At 60.4% G+C, this 22,660-nt stretch carries 1 protein-coding gene (only partly in view); it reads left to right on the forward strand.

Annotated elements, in window-relative coordinates:
- Positions 1–22,660: the 5' portion of an autotransporter-associated beta strand repeat-containing protein gene (locus G5S37_RS05575; RefSeq protein ID WP_165201647.1), read on the forward strand. Its footprint extends 7,460 nt past the window's final position; only the first 22,660 of its 30,120 coding nucleotides appear in the window; its start codon is at positions 1–3; its stop codon lies beyond the right edge, outside the window.

Raw genomic sequence — 22,660 nt, forward strand, 5'->3', positions numbered from 1 at the left:
ATGAAAAACACTGGCCCCTCACCACTCATGCGTCTCGTCGGACTCATGCTAGTTCTCCTGGTGCCGTTTACCACGATGCCCGTCACGCTTGGGGCGACTTGGAACGCAGGAGGCTTTGAAGATAATTGGGATGATCCGGCGAACTGGACGGGCGGGGTGCCTAACGCCACTGGTGCCACTGCCACATTCAACACTCTCGCAGGCGGGGGTTCGGTTCTGGTTATCTCCGGCAGTGATCCCACCGTCGGCACGATTCAATTCAATGGAAATACAGCGTATTCACTGGACGACTTCGATGGGACGGGCGCGTTCATCAATATGGATGGATCCTCGACCACCGCGCTGATCGAGATGCTGCTCGGCACGACCGCCGACCAGACCATCAACGTGGATCTCCGTCTCACCGATAACCTGAGCATCTTGCAGAACTCCACCACGAACACCCTGGCAATTTTCGGGGATATTTCGGAAAACGTGGCCGGACGCAGCTTGACCAAGGACGGTGCGGGCAAGCTCATCCTCTCGGGTGTCAGTTCTTACACGGGCACCACTACCATCAATGCCGGCACAGTGCAACTCGACGGCGATGCGCCTTCGGGAAGTACGGGAGCCTTCGGCAATGCGACCTCGGCGGTTTTGCTGGGTGCGACTTCCGGAACTGCCAATGCATCACTGCTTTCCAACGGCGTTGCCGTGGGGAGGAACATCACCGTGCAAGCGGGGAACTCCGGTTTGATCACCTTGGGCGGAAATGGCACCGGAGCGCCTTCCACCTTCACCGGGAACATCGTCCTCAACAAGTCCGCCAACTTCACCGCGGGCGCTTCCACGCTGCAAAAAACCACTTTCCAGACGGGCGTCATCTCCGGAGTGGGAGACGTCAATGTGGTTGCCCCCGGGGGCGGCACGGTGGTGCTCTCCGGTCTCAATACCTACACGGGTACCACGCGTGTGCTCGCCGGCACTCTTGAAGTGGGTGCTGCGGCACCTGTCTCCGCCGCTGGCGCCCTGGGTAATTCCAGCACCGCGGTACTGCTCGGTGACACCTCTGGTTCGCAAGATGCGGCCATCACCATGGGCGGCACGTTGACGATGTCTCGTAATATTACGGTCCAGGCCGGGAATACCGGAACCATCCGCATCGGCGGCATCAATACCACGGGCACCACCACCTTTGCAGGGAATATCCTGCTGAACAAGGCCGCCACCCTGTTTGCGAGCGCGGGCGGTACCACTGTTGCTTCCGGCAGCATTTCCGGTGCTGGTCATCTCACCTTAGATGCCACCGGCGGCACCTTCAACCTCAGTGGCGGCAATGCCTTCACTGGCGGCCTGACGATTCTCGGCGGTACGGTCATTCTAAGCAACGCCAGCTCCATCAACTCCGGTGGGGTCAATGCCTTGAATCTTGTTGCCGGCACCATGCGCCTCAGCGGTGTGAACGCCGCCGTGGCGGATCTCAGCGGCACCGGCACCATTGATGCCACGGGAGCCAACACCTTCACGGTGAACAAGACCTCCGGTACGAGCACCTTCTCCGGGGCCATGACCACTGGACTCAGCTTCACCAAGGCGGGGGCCGGCACCCTCGTTTTGCAGGGGGCGAATACGTACACCGGTACGACTTCAGTTCTCAATGGCACGCTGCGCCTCAACGCGGGCGCGGGCGGTTCCATGGGCGCTACCGCACTCATCCTTGCTGGCGGTGGCTCCTTTGAATATCTCAGCAGTGGAGCAGGCTCCAATCTCGCCTTGGGTGCCCTGACGCTCAATAACGCTGCGAGTGGCGGTGGTACCGTCGTCTCCACCTACGGTGGCGCTGGCAATTCGTCCATCACCTTCTCGTCGATCACGGCTCGCAACGCGGGTGTGGCGGTAAATTTTGTCACTTCCGGCGGCGCCAACGGCACCACGAACAAGATCGTCCTCACCTCTGGCCAGGCCGCTGGCGTGATGGGTGGCGCCTTCCACTACAACGGCTCCAACTACGCTGTCTATGATGCTGGCGGATTCGTGCGCGGAATGGTCTACGGCAGCGATGCGGGCACTTCCCTCCTTAATGCGCTGACCGGAGGCACCCATGCCGCCGTCAATGTTACCCCGGCCACTCTGGGCAACCTCTCTTTGCAGACCCTCAAGCTGGATGGCGCAGGAGTAAACATCAACCTCAGTGCTGGAGCCACATTGACCCTCACCAACGCGGGTGGTCTGCTCAAGGCCGGCGGCGGCACTTCCACCATCTCCGGTGGTGCGGGTCTTGCCACCACCGCAGGTGAGTTTGTGATTCGCACGGACGTCGCTTCGGATAACATCCTGCTCAATACTTCACTCCTTGGAAACAACATCACGGTCGTGAAGACCGGTGCCGGCTCGCTGACCTTGGGCACGGTCCAGTTCTTCAATGGTACGATGCGCATCGCTGGCGGCAAGGTGGTGCTGGGTGTCTCGAATGCCCTGCAAAACGTCGCGGTGGATGTGGGTGGCGCGGATCCTCTGGACTTCGGCGTTTTCACCACGGTTCAACTGGGTGGCCTCTCCGGAACGGGCGCACTTGATTTTGGCGCGGTGAACCTCGTCTTGGGCAACGCGGGCACCAGCCCCGCAGCCTTCGCGGGCACGCTCATTGGCACTGGCTCGATCACCAAGGTGGGTACTGGCATCCAGACCATCACCGGCGCCAGCCTCGGCTACACCGGTGACGTGTTCGTGAACATGGGCACCTTGCGTATCGGAACGTCGAATGCCTTCGGCTCAGCCGCGGCTTCCAGTGATATCTACCTGAACACCGGCGGCACGCTGGGTCTGTTCAGCGATGGTGCTCTCAATCTCCCGAACGACATCTTTGTACGCGGGAATGCGACCATCAATACGGCGTCGGCGACAGGTGTGCCTACAAATATTGCGCACATCATCAACAACCTGACGATTGACAACAACACCCTGACCCTGACGAGTGCGAACGAATATGACATCACCGTCAACGGCACGCTCACCCTGCGTGGACCTGCCACCTCGATCAGCAATGCCGGCACTGGCACACTGACGTTCCGTGTCAATGGACAGGTTACGGGTGATGGTGCCTTGAATCGTTACACGAACTCCGGCTTTGTCCAGCTGTCCAACAACAGCCTGACCAACCCCAACAACTACACGGGCGGTACCAATGTGTATTTTGGTGTCTTGTTGGCGGATGTGGGCGCGGTCAAACTGGGCACGGGTCCTGTCTACGTTTCGCCGCTTGGTCAATTGCGCATCAGCTCTATTGACCCCCTGTACCTGGATTTGGCGAACACGATCAAGCAGAAGATTGCCGTCAACTCCACGCTCACCACGGTCACTACTCAACACCAGGGTGCGACCGCGCCCAGCGCTGGTCCGACTACGACCAGCATGACGGCCAGCTTCGGCAGTTTCGAAACCGTTGCAAATTTCGCGATCGGCTCATCTGCCAATTCAATCACTTCAAGCCCAATCGGCGCGGCGTTCCGCTTGGGGAACGTCGATATGACCGGTGCCAATACGATCGACATGTCGCAGATCGGCAGCCATGCCGCTGGTAACGGAGCGTGGTTCTTGGGCGCTCGCAACGGTGACCGCACCATCAGCACCACGGCTCCCATTGGCGCAGACGGTGGCGTCTACCGCTTGGGTGCCAACGATGCTGCCACTCGCGTGCTCATCATGGGCGCGGCCAACCTGCTCACTGGAAACAACAGCGTCGTCATCGGCTCTCCCTATAACAATGTGATTTCCGGCTTCGGCGGTGGCACGGGTACGGTGCGTTACAATTTCGCCCAGAACTACACCGGCAGCACCACGATCAATCGTGGCAGCACTCTCGACATCAACGCGGCGAACACGATTCAAAATCCCATTCCTGCGGCCAGTGTGCTGAACATCTTCGGCCAGCTGGCCCTGAGCGGAAACTACACCGGCACGGGCCCGCAGTTGGGGAACACGACCTTCAACATCATGAACACCAACTTCGCCCCTGTCACCGGACAGATCGTGGGCTTGGTGATCAACAACAACGCCCTCATCACAGGGACTACGAATCACCGCATCGGAAGCGGCGCGACCTTCAACCTGAGCTCAGGAAACATCCGCTATGTGGGTTCCACCAGCGCGGTGACTTCGCCGCAAACGTTCGGCACGGTGAACTTCCAGGGCAGCAACCTGATGGAAGTAGCCCGCGGAGCCGCTACTGCGGACAATGCCGTGGTGACGGTGGGCAGCCTCAATCGTGTGGATGGCGGCACGATGACCTTCCTGACTACCGGCGGTACGCTTGGTGGCGCCGACACCAAACTTCTCATCAACAGCCTGAATGGCACAGCGCCGGCTTCGCTGCTGACCAATGGCATGCTCGCCCCCTGGCTCATCGAGCACAGCACGGCGGCCAGCCCGACCTTCGTGACCTATGGCGCCGCAGGCATCGCAGCCATCACCTATGATGTGACGGCGACCACCGCTGCCCTCCTGCAGGGCGCCACCGCCAATCAAAAGGTCGACCTGACCACCGCGGTCGCCCTCACAGCCGGGGCAAACGTCTATGCACTCCGTGTGGGGAATATTGCCATCACCGGAGCCCAGACGATCACGATTGGGGCCAATGCGCCGATCCCTGATGGTGCGGGCGTCATCTTTGGAAGCACCGCCTCGCAGACTCACGCGAACAACTGGGCCTTTGGCACCGGCGGCAACCGGGAAGCGGTGGTCTACAATTCTACATCCGGTTTCACCACCACCCTGTCCGGCACTTTCAATGCGACCGGGCTGACGAAGTTTGGTCCGGGAGCCCTGTCACTCACTGGGGATAACCGCGGCGCGGGAGCCACCGCATTGCTGTCGGGCACCATCAATATCAATCAGGGCAGCCTCATCGTTGCCAACCCGAACTCCATCGGCACCCGCTCCAATCCCAACAGCCCCTATGTGGTCGAGGCCAACGAGGTGCGACTGGCAGGCGGCAACCTGGACCTCACCGGTGCCACGGCTGGGGCCGCGAACTATCTGAATAACGTCACTGCGGTGAACAACTCCACGCTGACCTCCGTGAACAACGCCCGTCTGCGACTGGGCAGCGTGACCGTTGCCGCACGGCAGGGCGGAGTTCCCGATCCCACCATCCTGACTGTGAATACTGGCAGTGTGGTTTTCACTGGCGGACTCACGCTGAACCAGGCCGCCATCCTGAACTTTACGCCCGCAGGTGTGAACAACATCAGCTATTTCGAGGGGGCACTCAGCGGCACGGGAGCCACTCTTGAGAAGTGGGGTGCAGGTGGGGTGGCCTTCATGGTGAACAGCGCCTATGCTGGCCCCATCACGGTGCAGCAGGGTCTCCTGGCCTCGGCTATTGGCACCTCGGGCGCCAAGCCTTTCGGCACGGGCTCGATTACGATCAATCCCGGCGCTGCACTGCGCATCTCCCATGCCACCAATGTTACGGGTGGGATCACGATGAATAGCGATCTCACCGGTCTCGCCATCATCTCCCTGGGGTACCACGGGGCCCTGCCGGCCATCACCTTCAACAATGCCAATATGTCCGGTCCCTACAGCGGTGTGGTGGCCATTGATGTGGCGGGCTACAGTTCGAACCTCAACATGGGCACTCTCGCTGGCGGCACGGCCTTCCTGGGCAGTGTCAGCGGCACCCCGGCAGGCACCAGTGTGAGCCAAGCCTTCGCAGCAGCGACCTTCACCGGCACCCTGGCGCCAAGCAGCAATGTGTACCGGATCGGCGGCGGCGGCGGTTCCTTGAGCATGAACCGTGCAAACCAGCTCACGGGCAGCAATGTAACGGTCCACTTCGGCGCGCTGAACAACACCGTCCAGGGCAACTCCGTGGCCATGAATGGCGGTGGCGGCACCACCATTCTCAACCAGACAAACAACTACACCGGCCAGACTATTTTCAATGCCGGCCAGACCGTCACCATCGGCACGCCGGCTGCCTTTGGCACCAGCACGTTCATCTTCAACGGCGGCACCATCCAGAGCGCCTTCAGTCGTGCGGTCGGATTCGTTAATGGTATCACCCTGACCAACAATGTGAAGTTCTCGGGTGACGTTGTCTTCAACTCGAGCTTAAACGGCGCTGCTGACTTCACCCTCGCCGGGACCGTGGGTCTCTCCGACAATGCGGTGGGCGGCTCGATGCGAACCATCACGGTGAACACCTCGCCGTTCAACCAGCTTGGCGGCGGAATAATCACGATCAGCGGTGTGATCAGCGATGGCGACAGCGCTTACAATGGCATCATCAAGGCAGGCGCCGGTGCGCTGCGTCTGACGGGTAACAACACCTATACCGGTGTGACCCAGGTAAACACCGGCACGATCATCGTTTCCAACAACAACAACCTGGGTGTGAACCGTGAAGTGAACCTGAACGGTGGCGCCCTGAGCTTCTGGAACTCCTCCTTCACCTTTGACAAGGATCTGAACTTCATCGCGGCGAGCGGTGTGGACGTGAGCGAAGGCAGCGTCATGACCCAGAGCGCCAATTCCAACTGGCGCGGCAGCGCGGCGCTCGTCAAGCAGGGCGGCGGTACTTTGATTCTCCAGGGTGACAACAGCTTCACCGGCCTCATTCTCAGCCAGGGCGTGGTGGTCGTCTCCACCAACGCGAACCTGGGCAACCCGATTACCCCTGGTGGCATCACCTTCAACAACAACGCCCAGAACCCCAATGGCGCCAACTATGGCAACGCCACGGTGGCGGTGCCGGTGTTGCGCTTCGCCGAGAACCTCACCACCAACCGTGTGGTCACCATGAGCACTGCGGGCGCCATCGACGTGGTGGCGGGCAAGACCGTCACCTTGACGGGCGCCTTTGCAGACGGCGGCGGCAACCTCTCCAAGGTTGGCGAGGGTACCCTCGTTCTGGCCAACACTGCGAACTTGCAGAACAACACGCTGATCCACCAAGGTACCCTTCAGACCTCGGTCACGACCGGCACTCCGTTTGGTGACACCAACGTGATTCTCCACGGCGGCGTCCTTCGCTTGCTGGCGACTGCCGACAGCACCATCACCCTTGGCAGCGGAGCGAACGCCTTCCAGTTCGCTGGTGGTGGCACCCTCCGCCTTGATCAGACGGGCGCCTTCAACTCGCAGGCCACCGCCGCGAACCTCGTGCGCGTCAACCAGGGGACCATGGTTATCTCTCCTGGCGGTACCTTGGGAGGTACTTCCGGCGCCCGCTCGCGCCTTCTCGTCACCACCAATATTCTCGGTGTTGCCGCGGCCTCGGCCAATGTGAACGGCATCATCGCTCCGGTCATTGTGACCACGGATGCGAACAACAATGCGAACTTTGTGACCTACAACACCACGGACGGTTTCGTGGCTGGTGCGCCCACTACTTCCGTCACGAGCCTCTCTGGCGCACAGAGCACCGCGGTGGCAAACATCACCACGACCCAGAACCTGACCGGGGTGAATGACATCTATGCGTTCAAGACCACGGCGAACGTGTCTGGTGGCGCCCTGCGCATCGTGAGTACCTCCGCCACCAACATGGGCGGTATTCTGATCAACGGTGCCGGTTCAGCCGCACCCGTCATCAGTACCGATCTCTACTTTGGAAACCTGGGCACTGCCGGACTTCCGTACGTGGACGTTGCGGGCTACGGTGAAGGCGTGGTCTATGTGAGCGGTGGCTATACCAGCGGCAAGGCGACGCTTAGCGGCTCGGTGAACTCGGGGAACTTCACCAAGTTCGGCCCGGGCAAGCTTCTTCTCAGTGGCACCAACAACATCCAGGGCGTGCTGACCGTGCAGTCCGGTGCAGTGGAGTTTGGATCGGGGACGTCCCAGCCCGCCTCCATTGGCGTGGTGCTTAATGATGCTGCCGCACTCGATCTCAATGGCGGCACGGTCAAGGTCGCTTCCATCAGCGGTACCGCGGGCGTGATTACCAACTCAGGCGCGAGCCCGGGAACGCTGGTGATCGTGGGCACCCAGGACCGCTCCTGGACCGGAACCTTCGAGGACGGTGTTGGTACAACCAAGATCGTGAAGGGCGGTACGGGGGCCTTGAACCTCGTCATGGCTTCCAGCGCGAACCCGCTGGCCAATTTGAACACGAACACGGGTGGATTTGTGCTGCGTTCCGGTTCGGTGCGCCTGGACAATGTCTATGGTTTTGGCGGTGCCAATGGCACCATGCCAGGGGATCTTGAAATTCAGGGCGGTACGCTTTCGCTGTTCCCGGTCGGTACCGGAGTCGGGTATGCCACCATTATTGGCAACCAGTCCACGCTGGGCGTCAATGTCAAGGTCACCGGTACAAACGTGAACTGGTTGACGGATAACAACGCCAACGGCACCAACGGATTCAACGATCAGCGCATCCAGTTCGGAAATCTGAACGTCGGCAACGTCACCTTCAATGTCAACCCGACCACGGACCTCCAGTTCATCCGCTTCGCTGGTACGACTACCATTGGAGGCAACAGTTCTGTCTTCTCAGTGAACACCCTGCCCAACGCTGCGCGCACGGCGATGGAATTGAGCGGCGTCATTACCGATGGCACCAGCAGTTACGCGTTGAACAAGACGGGTCTCGGATACTTGGTGGTGAGCGGCAACACCAATACCTACAATGGTGGTACAAACGTCCTGGCAGGTGTCCTTCAGGTGACCTCAACCAGCGGTAATCCGCTCGGCACGGGCAAGGTCGTGGTGAATCCCGGTGGCACCCTGCGTATTGCCGGCCTGGGGAGCTTGTCGGGCGTGTCCGATGTGGAGATCCTGAGCAACACAAGCGCGTTGGGTTACCTCGTTCTTGACAGCAATGAAAGCATCACCACGCCGTTCCTCACCACGGGCTTGAATTCTCACATCAACAACGTGCTGGCCCTCGGCGTGCCCTCATACTCGGGGACCATCGACATGTCCAAGGTTGGTGACGGCATGCAGTTCCTGGGGGCATTCAACCAGGCGTACGGCAGCACCGGTGTGCAGTTCGTGGGCACCCTGCTGGCCGGGGTAGGGAACCGGTACCGTGTGGGTGCCAATCACAACGGTGGCAACCTTGTATTCTCGGGTGTCGACAACACGTTTACTGGAAACAACGTCTTGGAATTGGGTTCGCCGATTCGCTCCTATACGTTGGCTGTTATCAATCCCGGGGTCACCGTGAGCGGTGTACTCAATCCGAACTCGACGGGCATCACCGTCATCATGAATTCCAACAACTACACGGGTGGCACGATCGTGAACAACGGTTCCACGCTCGCAGTGAACGTGGGTGGCGCGGACATTGCCAGTGCGAACACGCCGCTGGGCAGCGGTATTGTGGAAGTACGCCAGGGCGGCACGCTCGTTTATGAAGGCGCACAGGGTTCTGCTTTCCGCAGCACTGCCAATGACAATGCCAATGTCATTAACTTGATGGCAGGCGGCATGGTGCGCGTGAGCGATAACAACGGGGTCTTCACCGGCCAGGGCGGACAAGGGCGCTGGGGTGACAATGTCGGTATCACTCTCAACGGAGGCACGTTCAGCTACCAGGGGGGGAGCAACCTGGACGGTTCGGAACGCATTGGCAATGTCCTGCTTGGAACCGGTGCCGGCACCTTGGGAATGGCTCGCATCAACTCGGGTACGGCCACTCTGATCGTCAATGACATTGTCCGTGGAAGCAACAGGGGCGTTCTTGTGGTCGATACCAGCGGCGCCAACATTCTCAATGCCGCCACTGCCTATGAGCGCCTCATCGTGCTGAATCCGACCTTCGCCGCCAACGCGGGTGCTACCATGACGGGTTCGGGAGCCATCGCGGGCATCGCTCCGGTATGGATGGTCGATGGCGACAACAACACTTTCCTTAGCAACCAAGGTTCGATCCTCGGACTTCAGCCGCTCATCAGTGCCGCTACCATGGGAGCCGGCCAGGTGGGATACAGCCACCGGATGACTGCCACCGGAACCTTCACCACTGGACTCAACACCGGGACGGCGACAGTCGATGTCTCCGGCGGCACCCAGACTTTGGGCGACGACACAAACATCTACGCCCTGCGCACCAGCCAGGCGATTACTGCCTCTGGGGCCAACGATACAATCACCCTTGCCAGCGGAGGACTCATTCTGACCAATACGGCCGACATTGACATCACGGCGAAGATCACCACACCGGGTGAGTTGTTCATCTACCGTCCAGCCACAGGGGGCATTACCAACCTGTCCGGAACCATCACTGCGGCAGGTATCACCAAGTGGGGCACTGGTGATATGCGCATCAGTGGTGACAATAGAAACACCCTCACGGGAGATATTGTGTTGAGCGGACACCAATGGTTCCGTTTCAACAATTTGTGGGCTCTCGGTGGTGATATTGCCAATCCGTACGCCGACAGCAACCGTGTGATTTTGAATGCTGGCCAGATCCACAGCGACGTCGCCAACCAGTATTATCGGAGCGACCTCATCATCAATGCGGACTCAAACATTGGTGGCAACAACATGATCCTCAAGAGCCTGACGATCAACAGCACCAGCTCTGCCTTTGGCACACCGACTGTTTATCGAGCCACAAACAACAGCGCCATGAGCTACGAAGGCGTGTCCACGTTCAATGCCAACGTCTCCTTCATGACGGAAAACGCCGTGAACCTCTGGGGTGGGATTGCCGGAGCTGGCAGCTTCCAGAAGTGGGGCTCAGGCGGCTCCGTGAACATTGGCGGCAACAATGCCGGATACAACGCCTCCTTCACCGTAAATCAGGGCCTCGTGTACAGCGTGAGCGGTGCAGCGGGCAGCAAACCGTTCGGCTCCGGCACTCTGATTGTACAGCCCGGTGGCGCGCTGGGCATTGTCCATGCGGACAACATCAGCCAGGGCGTCGTGATCAACAGCGACATGTCGGGCCTCGGCGTGCTCTCCATGCAGTATGTGGGGGCGGTCCCGCTGTCTTCGGTGACCTTCAACAACAACGGAGCGAACTATGATGGCGTCATCGCCATTGACGTGGCGGGCTACAGCTCGGTCATCAATCAAGGAGCCATCGCCAACGGACGTACCTTCCTGGGCGGCACGATTGCCCAGGGCTCGGCCTATACCGCGACCACCCTTGGTGTGGGTGCCGGGAACACCTACCGCTTGGGCGGTGGTGGCGGCACGTTGTGGATCAATTCCGCGGTACTCTCGGGTGCCGGCAATTCGGTCCAGTTCGGAGCTATCAGCAATAACGTACAGGCGCAAAGCATCGCCCCCGCGCTCGGCGGCGGCACCATCTTGGTGAACTCGATCAACAGCTTTGGTGGGAATGCCTACATCAACTTGGGGCAGACCGTGGAAATTGGGAACAACATGGCGCTGGGCACATCCACCATTGTGTTCAACGGCGGCACCTTGCGACCCAATGGCAACCAGGGTATTGGACGCCTAACCAAGAGCATCAATCTTTCCAACGATGTCGTCTTCATGGGGGATGCCATCATTGATGCCAACGGTGTGGACTTCACGTTCAACGGCGACATCAGTCTCAGCGACGCTGGCACGGGCGCGGGCGCGTTCCGCACCGTCACCACGAACAACTTGAATGCCCGGGTCGTCTTCGCAGGCACGGTTCAGGACGGCCCTGGCGTCGCCATGAATCACCTTGTCAAGGCAGGTGCAGGGTATCTCGCCCTGACCGGCACGAACACGTACACCGGATTCACCCAGATTAACGCAGGCACCCTTGCCGTGGGCAGCGCCGGGGCCATCAATGCAGCCTCTCACATCATGCTGAACGGAGGCGCGCTGGCCTTCTACGATGTGAACTACAATCTAAACAATGACATCACCGTGTTGAATGCGGCGAGCACGATTTCCGTGGGCAACAACCGCACGGTGGTGCAGAGCGCCTCCAGCAACATCTCCGGCCTCACCTTCACCAAGAATGGCAATGGGGTCCTGAAGTTGAATGGCAACAACAGCTTCAACGGCCTCAATATTTCTGGTGGCCGTGTTGAAGTGTCCACCAATGCAAACCTTGGCGAGGTGGTGACTCTCACCGGAGTTGGTGGCCCGATTAACCTCACGGGTTCGCGCTCCACGGGTGGTACACTTGCCATCACGGACAGTTTCACCACATCGAGAGCCATTGCGGCCCTCGCAACCGGTTCCATTGACGTGGCATCCGGAGAAACGCTCGCGACGTTCGGTGCGGTGACTGGCACCGGCACGCTGATCAAGCTGGGTGGCGGCACCATGGTCGCACTCAACGGAAGCGCGGTGCAGAACCTGACGGTCTCGGAAGGTGTTTACGCCGTAACGTCCAGCAACGCATTCATTTCCTCCGTCGCTGGTGTGACTGCCACCGCAGGCGCGGTGGGCCAGAACACGGTCACCGTGGCCAGTGCCACCGGGTTGTACGTGGGATTGACGGTCTCTGGGACAAACATCCCTGCTGGCTCCTACATTGTGGCCATCAATGGAAACGTCATCACGCTCAACACCACCATCACCACCGCAGTGGCCAACAACACTGCCTTGACGGTCGGTTCCGCAGCAGCGTCCAACCTCAATTTGCAGGGTGGCATCTATGCCCTGGTGCAGAATGGTTCCAATATCAACGTCGCTGGTGGCAGCACGGTCACGCTGAATGCTGGCGGTGGCGGTCACCTCCGCTTGGACAACACGGCGGCAGCTTCGACGCAAATCGCTGTGCAGAACATCAACCGCGTGAACAACGGTACGCTGGTCATTGATGTGGGTTCAGCACTGAACCTTGGACAGGCAGGCAATGGCGGGGCCAGGGTGATTGCCACGAACGTGTTCGGCGTGGCCCGTGCGTCAGCCGTGGTGAACGGCATTTTCTCACCCACGATTGTGGGGGTGAACGGGGCGGGTACGCCCACGTTCCTGGCGAATGATGCCACCAACGGATTCGTGGCCTATAGCGGCGCGACTGTCACCGACATCAATAACGTGGCGTTCAACGGAACCAGTGTGGCGGACTTCACCACGGCGCAGGTTCTCACGGGGAATCGCACAGGATATGCCATCCGCACGAGCAGCAACATCGGCACCAGTGGTAACTCCGCGCTTCGCATTGTAAGCGTGGGCGCCACCGTGGCGGGAGCAGGGCAGGGCGGCTTCATTCTGCATGGCACAGGCGCGGCTCCAGTCATCAGCGCTCCAGTCATCTTCGATCCATCGGGCTTTGCTGGCGGTTCAAACCGCTCGGGTGAAGGCGTGGCTTATGTGGCCAACAACTTCACTTCCGGCACCGCGGCCTTTACCGGGTCCCTGGTGGCCAATGGCTTCACCAAATTTGGCCCTGGCACGCTGGAACTTCGCGGCGACGCTACCATCTTCAGCGGCGCGGCTGCAACGGGTCTGAACATTCAGGAAGGCACCGTACGCCTCAGCAGTGGCGGCAAGTTCGTCGGGATGACCACTGATGTGTACATCAACAAGGGTGCGACACTCGATTTGAATGGCAACTCGATCTCGGTCGACAGCATTGCAGGTGCCGGTGGCTCATCCGGTGGCTTGATCACCAGCGCCGCTCCTGCCGTACTGAACGTCAGCGGCCCGGGCATCGCCACCGTCCGTGCGGGGACCACCACGTCGGGAAGCAACACGCTCACCGGCTTGAGCTCGACGTCGGATCTCTATGTGGGAATGTCCGTCTCAGGCGTCGGCATTCCTGTCGGTACAATCATCACCTCCATTGCCAGCGGCACTTCCGTCACGCTGAGCAACAATGCGACGGCTGCGGGAACACCCACCATTACCTATGGTACGGGAGCTTACTCCGGGCGCATCGGTGGGGCCATCACTCTCACCAAGACAGGGAATGGCTCGCTCACCCTCGGTGGCCCGCGCGCGGAATCTCCCGATGCTGGCAACAACACCTTCACCGGCGGTGTGAAACTCTACCAGGGGTCCCTGGCGGTGCAGAGCAACTATGGTCTGGGCGGCTACGGTGGTGCAGCCACTGGTGCTGTGGATCTGTATGGCGGCACCCTCGTGCTTCAGAGTGACGGTGCCGGCGTAAACGGCAACACGGTGTTTGGCAACGAAAGCGTCGGCGGATTGACGCTGAACCTCAAGGGCAATGCCACGATCACGTTGGATCGCGCTTTTGGAGCCACTGGCTCTGCCACCAATACCCTTGGCAACACCATCCAGGTCAGCACGCTGAACCTCAACAATGGTACGTTGACGCTCATGTCCCCCGTACTCGCGGTGGCAAACGTTACCGTGACCCAGAACAACACCATCATCACCGTGCCGTCGACCAGCGGTTTGCAGGTCGGCATGCAGGTGACGGGGACCAACATTGGCGCGGGCGCAGTAATTACTGCCATCAACTACGGGAACAATCAGGTCACCCTGAGTGTGGTGAATGCGAACGTGGCGCAATCCACGCAGACCATCACCTTCACTGCGCCCACCGCGACGCCCACCGTGAGCATGAGCATCACGGTGCCGCAAAACACCAACACCATGACGGTCACGTCCACTTCCGGTCTGGCGGTAGGCATGGTGGTGTCGGGGACCAACGTCACCGCAGGTTCTGTCATCACGGCCATCAATCACACGACAAACGTCATCACGTTGAGTGCGAACACCGCAAACGTGGGTGCCAGCACGCAGGCCGTGACGTTCACCGCTCCCGCGACCAACTACGGGCTGCTTGTGAAGGACAACACGAACATCCTTGGCCAGTATGCCACCATCAACCAGCCCACCAACGGGCCGAGCCAGCGGATTGAACTTGCGGGCAAGATCACTGGCACGGGCGCTCTCAACAAGACCGGTGGTGCGGTGAATGAATTCCGTACGCTCGTCATCTCTGGAAACGCCAACACCTGGTCCGGTGGTCTGAATGTGATCTCCGGTTCGGTCCAGATCACCGCCACCAGCGGTACGCCACTGGGTACTGGTTTGGTCCGTGTCTTCCCGGGTGCGACCCTTCGTATTGCGGGCAATGGCAGCATCAATGATCCGAGCAAGCTGCGCGTGTTGAGCTACATGAACACTTTGGGCAGCATCACCCTGGACGAAGACTTCAACCCCACGGTGCTCAACAGCACCAACTTCGCCAGCGTACAGAATGTCGCGTTGCTCCTGGGCCGCTCGATGTGGAATACATCCCTGAACATGGGTGCGATTGGCGATGGTCGCGCCTACCTGGCCTCGGGCATCGGTACCGAAGTCAACTACCTTGGCACAACCCTTGGCGTTGGCGCCGGCAATGTGTACCGCCTTGCTGGTGGAGCTGGTGGCACGCTGGCCTTCAGCGGCTCTGACAATGTGTTGACCGGTACTGCGCGAGTGCAGTTTGGTTCGGAACGCAGCAACGTCCTCAACACCGGAAATGCCAACTCCGTCACCAACCTGGGTGGCACGGTGATCATCCGTAACTCCAACAACTACAGCGGCGGCTCGTTCATCACCAAGGGCACGACAGTGCAGCTGGACACAGGAGCAGCTCCTGGTGGCGCTACGCCGCTGGGCACGGGAATCGTGGAAGTTTACGGTACGTTGCAAACGGCCCCAGACGCTCCTGGCTACAATGGATCAGCCTCCTTCGTGAATGCCGCCACCGGTGCGAACCCCACGAACGCCAACACCATTGTGTTGCGTCCGGGCGGCAACGTCATCATCAATGATGCTCCCGGCACAGTCGCTGGTGGCGAAGGCCGCTGGGATGATCAGGGCGCGGTGGATTTGAACGGCGGTGTCTTCCGTTTCAACGGGGCCGCCAACTACCGCAGCGTGGAAACCATTGGTGACGTCATTGTCCGCAAGGGCGGCACCCTCCAGGTGGTGAGATCCGGCACGGGTGGCAGCAGCGCGACCCTGAATATTGGCAACCTGACCCGAGAGGATCGAGGCACCCTTTCAGTGCTGTCCTCCGGTGCCCAGCTCGGCATCCCCGCCAGCAACCCCAACCACTGGGATCGCATCATCACGACCAGCGTGCTGGCGCGCGGAGGCGTTACGAACAACGGCGTGGGAGTCGTCAATGGTGGCATGGTGGCCCCATGGATGATTGATGCCCAGAACAACACGTTCATGGGATATGACGCCATGGGCATCGGTTCAGGCTTCCAGTCCATCCAGAGCACCGCCACCCCGGTGGCGGGCACCCTTGCCTACTCGGACATCATCACCACCGGCACCTACACTCCGGCGAACTTGACGGCGACCGACATCGTCGATGTGACTACGGCGGACCTTACGCTGACCAGCGACGCCACGGTGTACGCCCTGCGCACAAGCCGGACGATCAACGCCTCCGGAACCAATGACTCGCTCACCATTGTGAGCGGTGGTTTGCTTGTCAACACCACGGCGGTCATCCACAACACGGGCCTCACGGGAACTGCCAGCACCCTGCAGAACATGACGCTGAACTTCGGCTCTGCCGAGGCGATGGTCTTTGTTGCCAGCAATCAGACAGCGACGGTGAACGCGAACATCACAGGCAGCAATGGCCTGACCAAGTTCGGCACGGGCACCCTTCTGATCAATTCCAACAACACCCTCCTCACCGGACCCATCACGGTGAATCAGGGCACTCTCTCCGTTCGCAACGGCATCGGCGGCGCGGGTGCACTCAACGGCCAGGACGTCACCCTCACGGGCAACAACGCCACGCTGACCCTGGACGGCTTTGTGCTGAACAACAGCGGCACCCACAGCCAGAACGCCACGAACGTCCGTGGCACTGCGAACAGCAACTTGAATGTGACCATCACGGGTGACTCCACGCTGCGTGTGGTTGACACCGGGGGCTCCGCGACCCATACCCGCCAAACCATCAACAACCTGACGTTTGCGAACTCCGGTCCGGCCCTCACGGCCAACAGCACCATCACGCTGACCTTGGGTAACGGCGTTGAAGTGTTGGGCACCACTACCTTGATCGCAGCCAGCCGCATCAACCAGATCGACACTGGCAACGCTTCTGCCGCGGGCTCCACCTTCACAGGCAAGGTCACCGGCACTGGTCCGCTGGACAAATACACCTCCGGCACAGGCAACATCCTCACACTCGCCAGCGGCGCCAACGACTACAGCGGCGGCACCTTCATCCGTGGTAACAACAGCTCGGTACCGAATATCGTGTCCTCCGGCACCCGCACCGGCACGCCCTTCGGCACCGGAGCCATCACGGTGGAGCCCGGTGGATTCCTGCGCATTCAGGACCTCTCCAATATCGCCAACAATCCGGTCACGCTGATCAGCGACGATCTTGGTCTATCCGGCATTTCTCTGGGCTACAGCCGCGGTGCGCTGCCCTCGTTCATCACTGTTGGCACGCCGGTGGGTGGGCAGGTGAAACTTCAGACCACGAACCTCAACGGCTTCAGTGGAGTACTTGGTATTGACGTCGCCTCCTTCTATACAGGGATCAACATGGCCACCTTGGGCGACGGGAAGATGTTCATCGGCGGTACGGTGCAGAGCATCCCGTTTGTGAACACGCCGTTCAACAACTTCAACTACCTCAACCAGACGCTCGGAGCGGGCGCGGGCAACGTCTACCGCCTCGGCGGTGGCAACGGCACGCTCATGAACTTCGGTGGCGCGATCTTTGAAAACGTGCTGACCGGTACGGCCAGTGTCGAAGTGGGCGCAGGGATTGGTGATCTCGGCAGCAACGGCGGTGGCTTGCTGGGTACTCGTGGTACCTTGGGCGGACTCACCCGCCAGGACTTCAGCGGAAATATCCGCGTGAATGTGGGCAGCATCATCCAGCCACAGAACAGCTTCGCCTATGGCACGGGCAAACTCATCATGAATGGCGGCCAGATGTCGCAGTTCTCGGGCAACATCGCCCTGGTGAACGACATCGACCTGACCGCGGACTTCCTCCGTGACGGCAACTCCCAGTTCGTGCTGCTTGGGAACATCAACATGTCGCCCGGTGGCGTCGGTTCCCCGCGCAGCTTCATCATCAACGGCTCCAGCCGCATGGTGGTCAATGGTGTCATCAGCGGTGCGGATGGCAGCAATTTCACCAAGACGGGTGTTGCAGAATTGGTCCTGAACAACAAGAACACCTATCAGGGTACCACCACCCTGGGTGGCGGGGCCGTGTGGTTCAACAGCGACATCATCGCCAACCAGGCTGGCGCCTTCGGTATCAGCGATACCCCCATCATGGTCTCCGGAAGCAGCGTGATGGCTGCCGGCCAGGTGGTCATCAACCGCGATCTCATCTACACGTCCAGCGGTGAACTGCGCGCCTGGACACCGTTCCAGGTGACCGTGAATGCGGATGTCCTGGTGAACAGTGGCGCCACTCTGACCGTCAGTGCGCTGCGCGGGAGCAATGGCTACCTGAGCAACGGCATCGACTTCCGTGGAGCCATCACGGGCCAGGGAGCCCTGGTGCTGGGTGATACCGGCAACAACGGCCGCAGCGGCACCATCCGCCTCTCCTCGTCGGATCCGACTGGCATCAGCCGCAACACCTATGCCGGCGGCACCACCATCCGTGGCGGTCGTATCCAGATTGCTTCGGACAGCTACTACGTGGGAACTGCCGCTGCGCCTACGAACATCATCTCAGGGCCGTTCGGCACGGGGTCGATTGTCCTCTCGGGCATTGATACAGCCTCGTTCAGCGGCAACGTTCGCTCCTTTGGGATGTTTGAGGCCTACGGGGCGGACCGCACCGTGGTCAATCCCTTCGGCACCTTCACTGGTGTTGACGCCAACGCGAACGTCTTCTTCGGAGGTCGCTACAACCTCACGTTCGCAAACACGACGAGTGTGAACATCAACACCGACAACACGCTGCGCAACCGCGTGTTCCAGGTGAACAACACGACGGGTGTGGTGACCTGGAATGCGGGCATGACCAATACCGGCACCCAGGGGATGAACTTCCTCAAGACCGGCAACGGCACCCTGGTGCTGGGTGGGGCGACCACCGTCAACACCTTCGCCAACATCCTCAGCTCCGACGGAAACTACGGCACCAGTATCTTTATTGATGGTGGCATCCTCCGCGTGAGTGCTGATACTGCACTTGGCAGCGCCAATGTGGGCGCAACGACCGGCGGTCAGTACAACGTGGCAAACTCCGCCGCCCAAATCCGCATCCGCGGGGTGAACAACACGGCGAACACACTCCAGACCGTGACTTCGCTGCAGGCGGCCGCGACCTTCAGCTCAAGCCGTACGATCCTGTTGCAGACGGCCAATTCGTTCAATGGCATCGATGTGATGAGCGGGGCCACGCTGACCTGGAACGGAGAAATCCGCGACATCAGCGGTGGAACGGTCTCCTTGGTGAAGTCCGGTGCCGGCACCCTGGTGCTGAACAATGCGAACACCACCGCCTTCGCGGGTACCGCGACCGTTGGCACGACCTTCGCGAACTCGTTTGATAACCTTATCATCGGTGGTCTCGCGCAGAACAATGTTACCCTCAATGGCGTCCAGAACGGCCGCGGAGTGGGCGGCGGTGTGGTCTCCACCACGGTGAACACGAGCTCCACGCCGTTTGGCACGGGCAGCATCACCATCCATGGCGGCACCCTGCAGCTCAACAACGCCGGTGGTGTGAACACGAACATGGCGCTTTCCATCCCGACGCTGAACTACGGCGCGGGTGCGAACATCCGCCTCACCAAGGCGACGGGCGGCACGGGCATTGCCCAGCTCACGGCTTCGACCGCATTCAACCGCGTGGGAGATGGCACGTTGGTGCTGCAACTCGACTCGCTGGCGGACCTCGGCGTTGGCAATCGCTTGATGGTCACCGCGGGCGCACCGGGCAACACCAACAACATGCTGACCACTCCGACGGTGGTAGCCAAGGTAAATGGCGCGAGCCAGGATGCTGAGTTCACCCGCTATGATGCGACCAACGGCTTCCTGCTGATTGATCGCGGTTCACTAAACGTGACCAGCCTCTCCGCATCGGCCGCTACCAGCAATGCGGACATCAGCATTCTCGCCAACGGTGTGGTGGGAGCCGGCGACATCGCCGTCAACTCGCTGCGCACCTCGGTGAACATCACGCCGACGGATGGCACCTCCCGCCTGCTCATCGGCAGCGGTGGCATGATCATCAATGGCGCCGCGCCGGTCGACATCAGCGCGAACCTGCTCTTCGGCACCGGCACCGGAGCCAACCTGAAGCAGGCCCTTGTCTATGTGCGTGACGGCCAGTCCGGTACTGGATTCTCCAGCATCACGGGTGGTTTCACCGCGACGGACTTCGTGAAGTTCGGCGCCGGCAACCTGCTGATTGGCGGCACCAACAATGTGATGGCTCCAGCGGCGAACTCCAACCTCCGCAACTTCGTAATCAACGAAGGCTCGGTGAAATTCGCCAGCGCCGCCAGCCTGCCCAGCCTGAATATCTCCGGACTCGGACCGGTGAATGGCGTGAACATCAGCGGGGTGAACCTGAATGTGAATGAGACCTCCGTGTTCGACTTAAACGGGTTGTCCCTCGGGTTCGCTGGATTCAGCGTCAACATCGTCAACAACGTCGCCACCGGCACCATCACGAACAACGGCGCTGCTGCCACCCTCGTGATTGGCGGTCACAACCAAAACACCACCTTCCAGGGTGCGATGACCGACGGCACCGGCGCGCTTGCCTTTGTGAAGAGCGGTTCCGGCAACGTCCAGCTCATCGGCAACAGCACCTATTCCGGTGGCACGACCATCAATGCGGGCACCATCATCAGCTCCAACGTGTTGGGCAGCCAGACGGCTCTGAGCGGCAACTTTGCCGTTACGAACATGGCCACCGGTGTACTGCGGGTGGACGAATACCAGGGTCTGGGCACCGGACCGATCACCCTCGCGGGCGGTACCCTCCAGCTCAATTCACTGCGCACTCTCGAACATGAAACCGAGGATGGCTTCAATGTGCTCACCTTCGGACCCACGGCCCAGGGTGGTTATGACATTGTGGTCAGTGCGCAGAACAACTTCGGATCGAGCAATACCACCAGCCGCATCTACAACAACAATGTTGTTACCACAGGTGCGTTCTCGGCGGTGAGAAGCCTGAAGATTGATGCTTCCGCCATCACCTTCGATGGCGCTACGGATACCGGCTTGTTTGTCCGCGGCACCACGACGCTGGCAGGGGATACCCAGATCAACACTCCCCGAAATGTGGTCTTCGGCGGCAAGGTGGCCGGTACCGGCGCCACCAAGGTGACCAAGACCGGCCAGAGCACCTTGTTCCTCACGAACTCGGATGCTGGCACGAATGCCAACTCGGGCATTGCGGCCTGGGACATCATGCAGGGCCTCGTGGAAGTGCGCATGAGTGATGGCACCACTTCCAACCCGTTGGTGGATGGCAGCACGATCACCATCAATGGCGGTGGCACCCTCAACATCCGCCATGAAGGCAATGGACTGGAAAACCTCCAGCGCATCACGACCTTCCAGACGAACAATCTGCAGTCCGGCAGTCTCTTCGGTGTGGAAAACAGCAACTTCATTGCCTCCGGCAATGTGAACGCGATCAACCTGAACCGCTGGTCCCTCAACTCAGTGGCGCAGAACAAAGCCATCTGGTTCAACAACTTGAGCGTGGGTGGCACACTGGGTTCGCCAATAACGAGCTTCAACGGTGGCAACAACTACAGCGCCTGGATCAATGGCACCACCACTGCGGTGAAGGACATGACCCTTCATAACGACTCTGTGATCGTGACCTTGAATGGCAACATTGTCATGCCCGGCACGCTCCTGAAGTACGGTAACCAGAGCGTCTTCGTGAATGCGGACAGCACCGCCACCCATACTGGCGGCACCTGGATCAACCAGGCGACCCTGTTCTTTGGCACCCAGGAGAGCGTTGGTTACCAGACCTTCAACATGAGCAACACGGCGAAGGTGGGCGCGGGCAACATCTTCGTGCAGGCAGGCGCGGCGATTCAGTTCAATGCTTCCACCAACGTGGCAGTGGGCCAGATCACTGAGATCCACAGCAGCCTCACGAACTACGGCATGATTCGCCTGGCTTCCAACGAAGCCCTGTCGAACTTCAACCTGCGTGCGGCCAACGGCTACGGCGCGGCCGCCGTTCTGTCGCGTGGTTCCGGCTCCAATCAAGTGGGCCAGAGCTTCACCCTCGCCACGAACATCGGCGCCGGTGTGCTCTCCCTTGGCTCCGTCTACACTCAGACGCTGGACATGGCAGCGATCGGTGACGGCACCTGGTTCCTCGGCTCCGCCTCGAACAACATCGGCCTGCAGGGCAGCTACAATGCCTCCACCCTCGGTGCTGGCGTCGGTAACATCTACCGCCTTGGCGGGGGAGCCAGCACGTTGAACATCGGCAGCGACCTGGCCTTCGACAACATCCTCTCCGACGGTTCACGTGCGGGAGTGGCCAACCGCCTCGTCGTAGGCAGCATCGCCGCCCAGAATGCCAGCGTGGGTAACACCACGGGCACGGTGATGATCCATACCGATCAGAACTACACGGGCAGCACCCTGGTCAATCGCGGCAGCGTGCTGGATCTCCGCGGACGGCTCGCGTCCTCGACCTATGAAGTCTACGGCACCTTTATCCTGAGCGATCAGGGTACCATGGTGAATGCGGCCAACACGGCGAACATCGCCACCAGCGTGATGCTCCGCGGCGGCAGCGAACTGCGCTTTGACAACACCAACGGTGGACTTCCCCCGGCAGCCACCACCCAGGGAC

Source organism: Roseimicrobium sp. ORNL1, assembly GCF_011044495.1.
Taxonomy (GTDB): domain Bacteria; phylum Verrucomicrobiota; class Verrucomicrobiia; order Verrucomicrobiales; family Verrucomicrobiaceae; genus Roseimicrobium.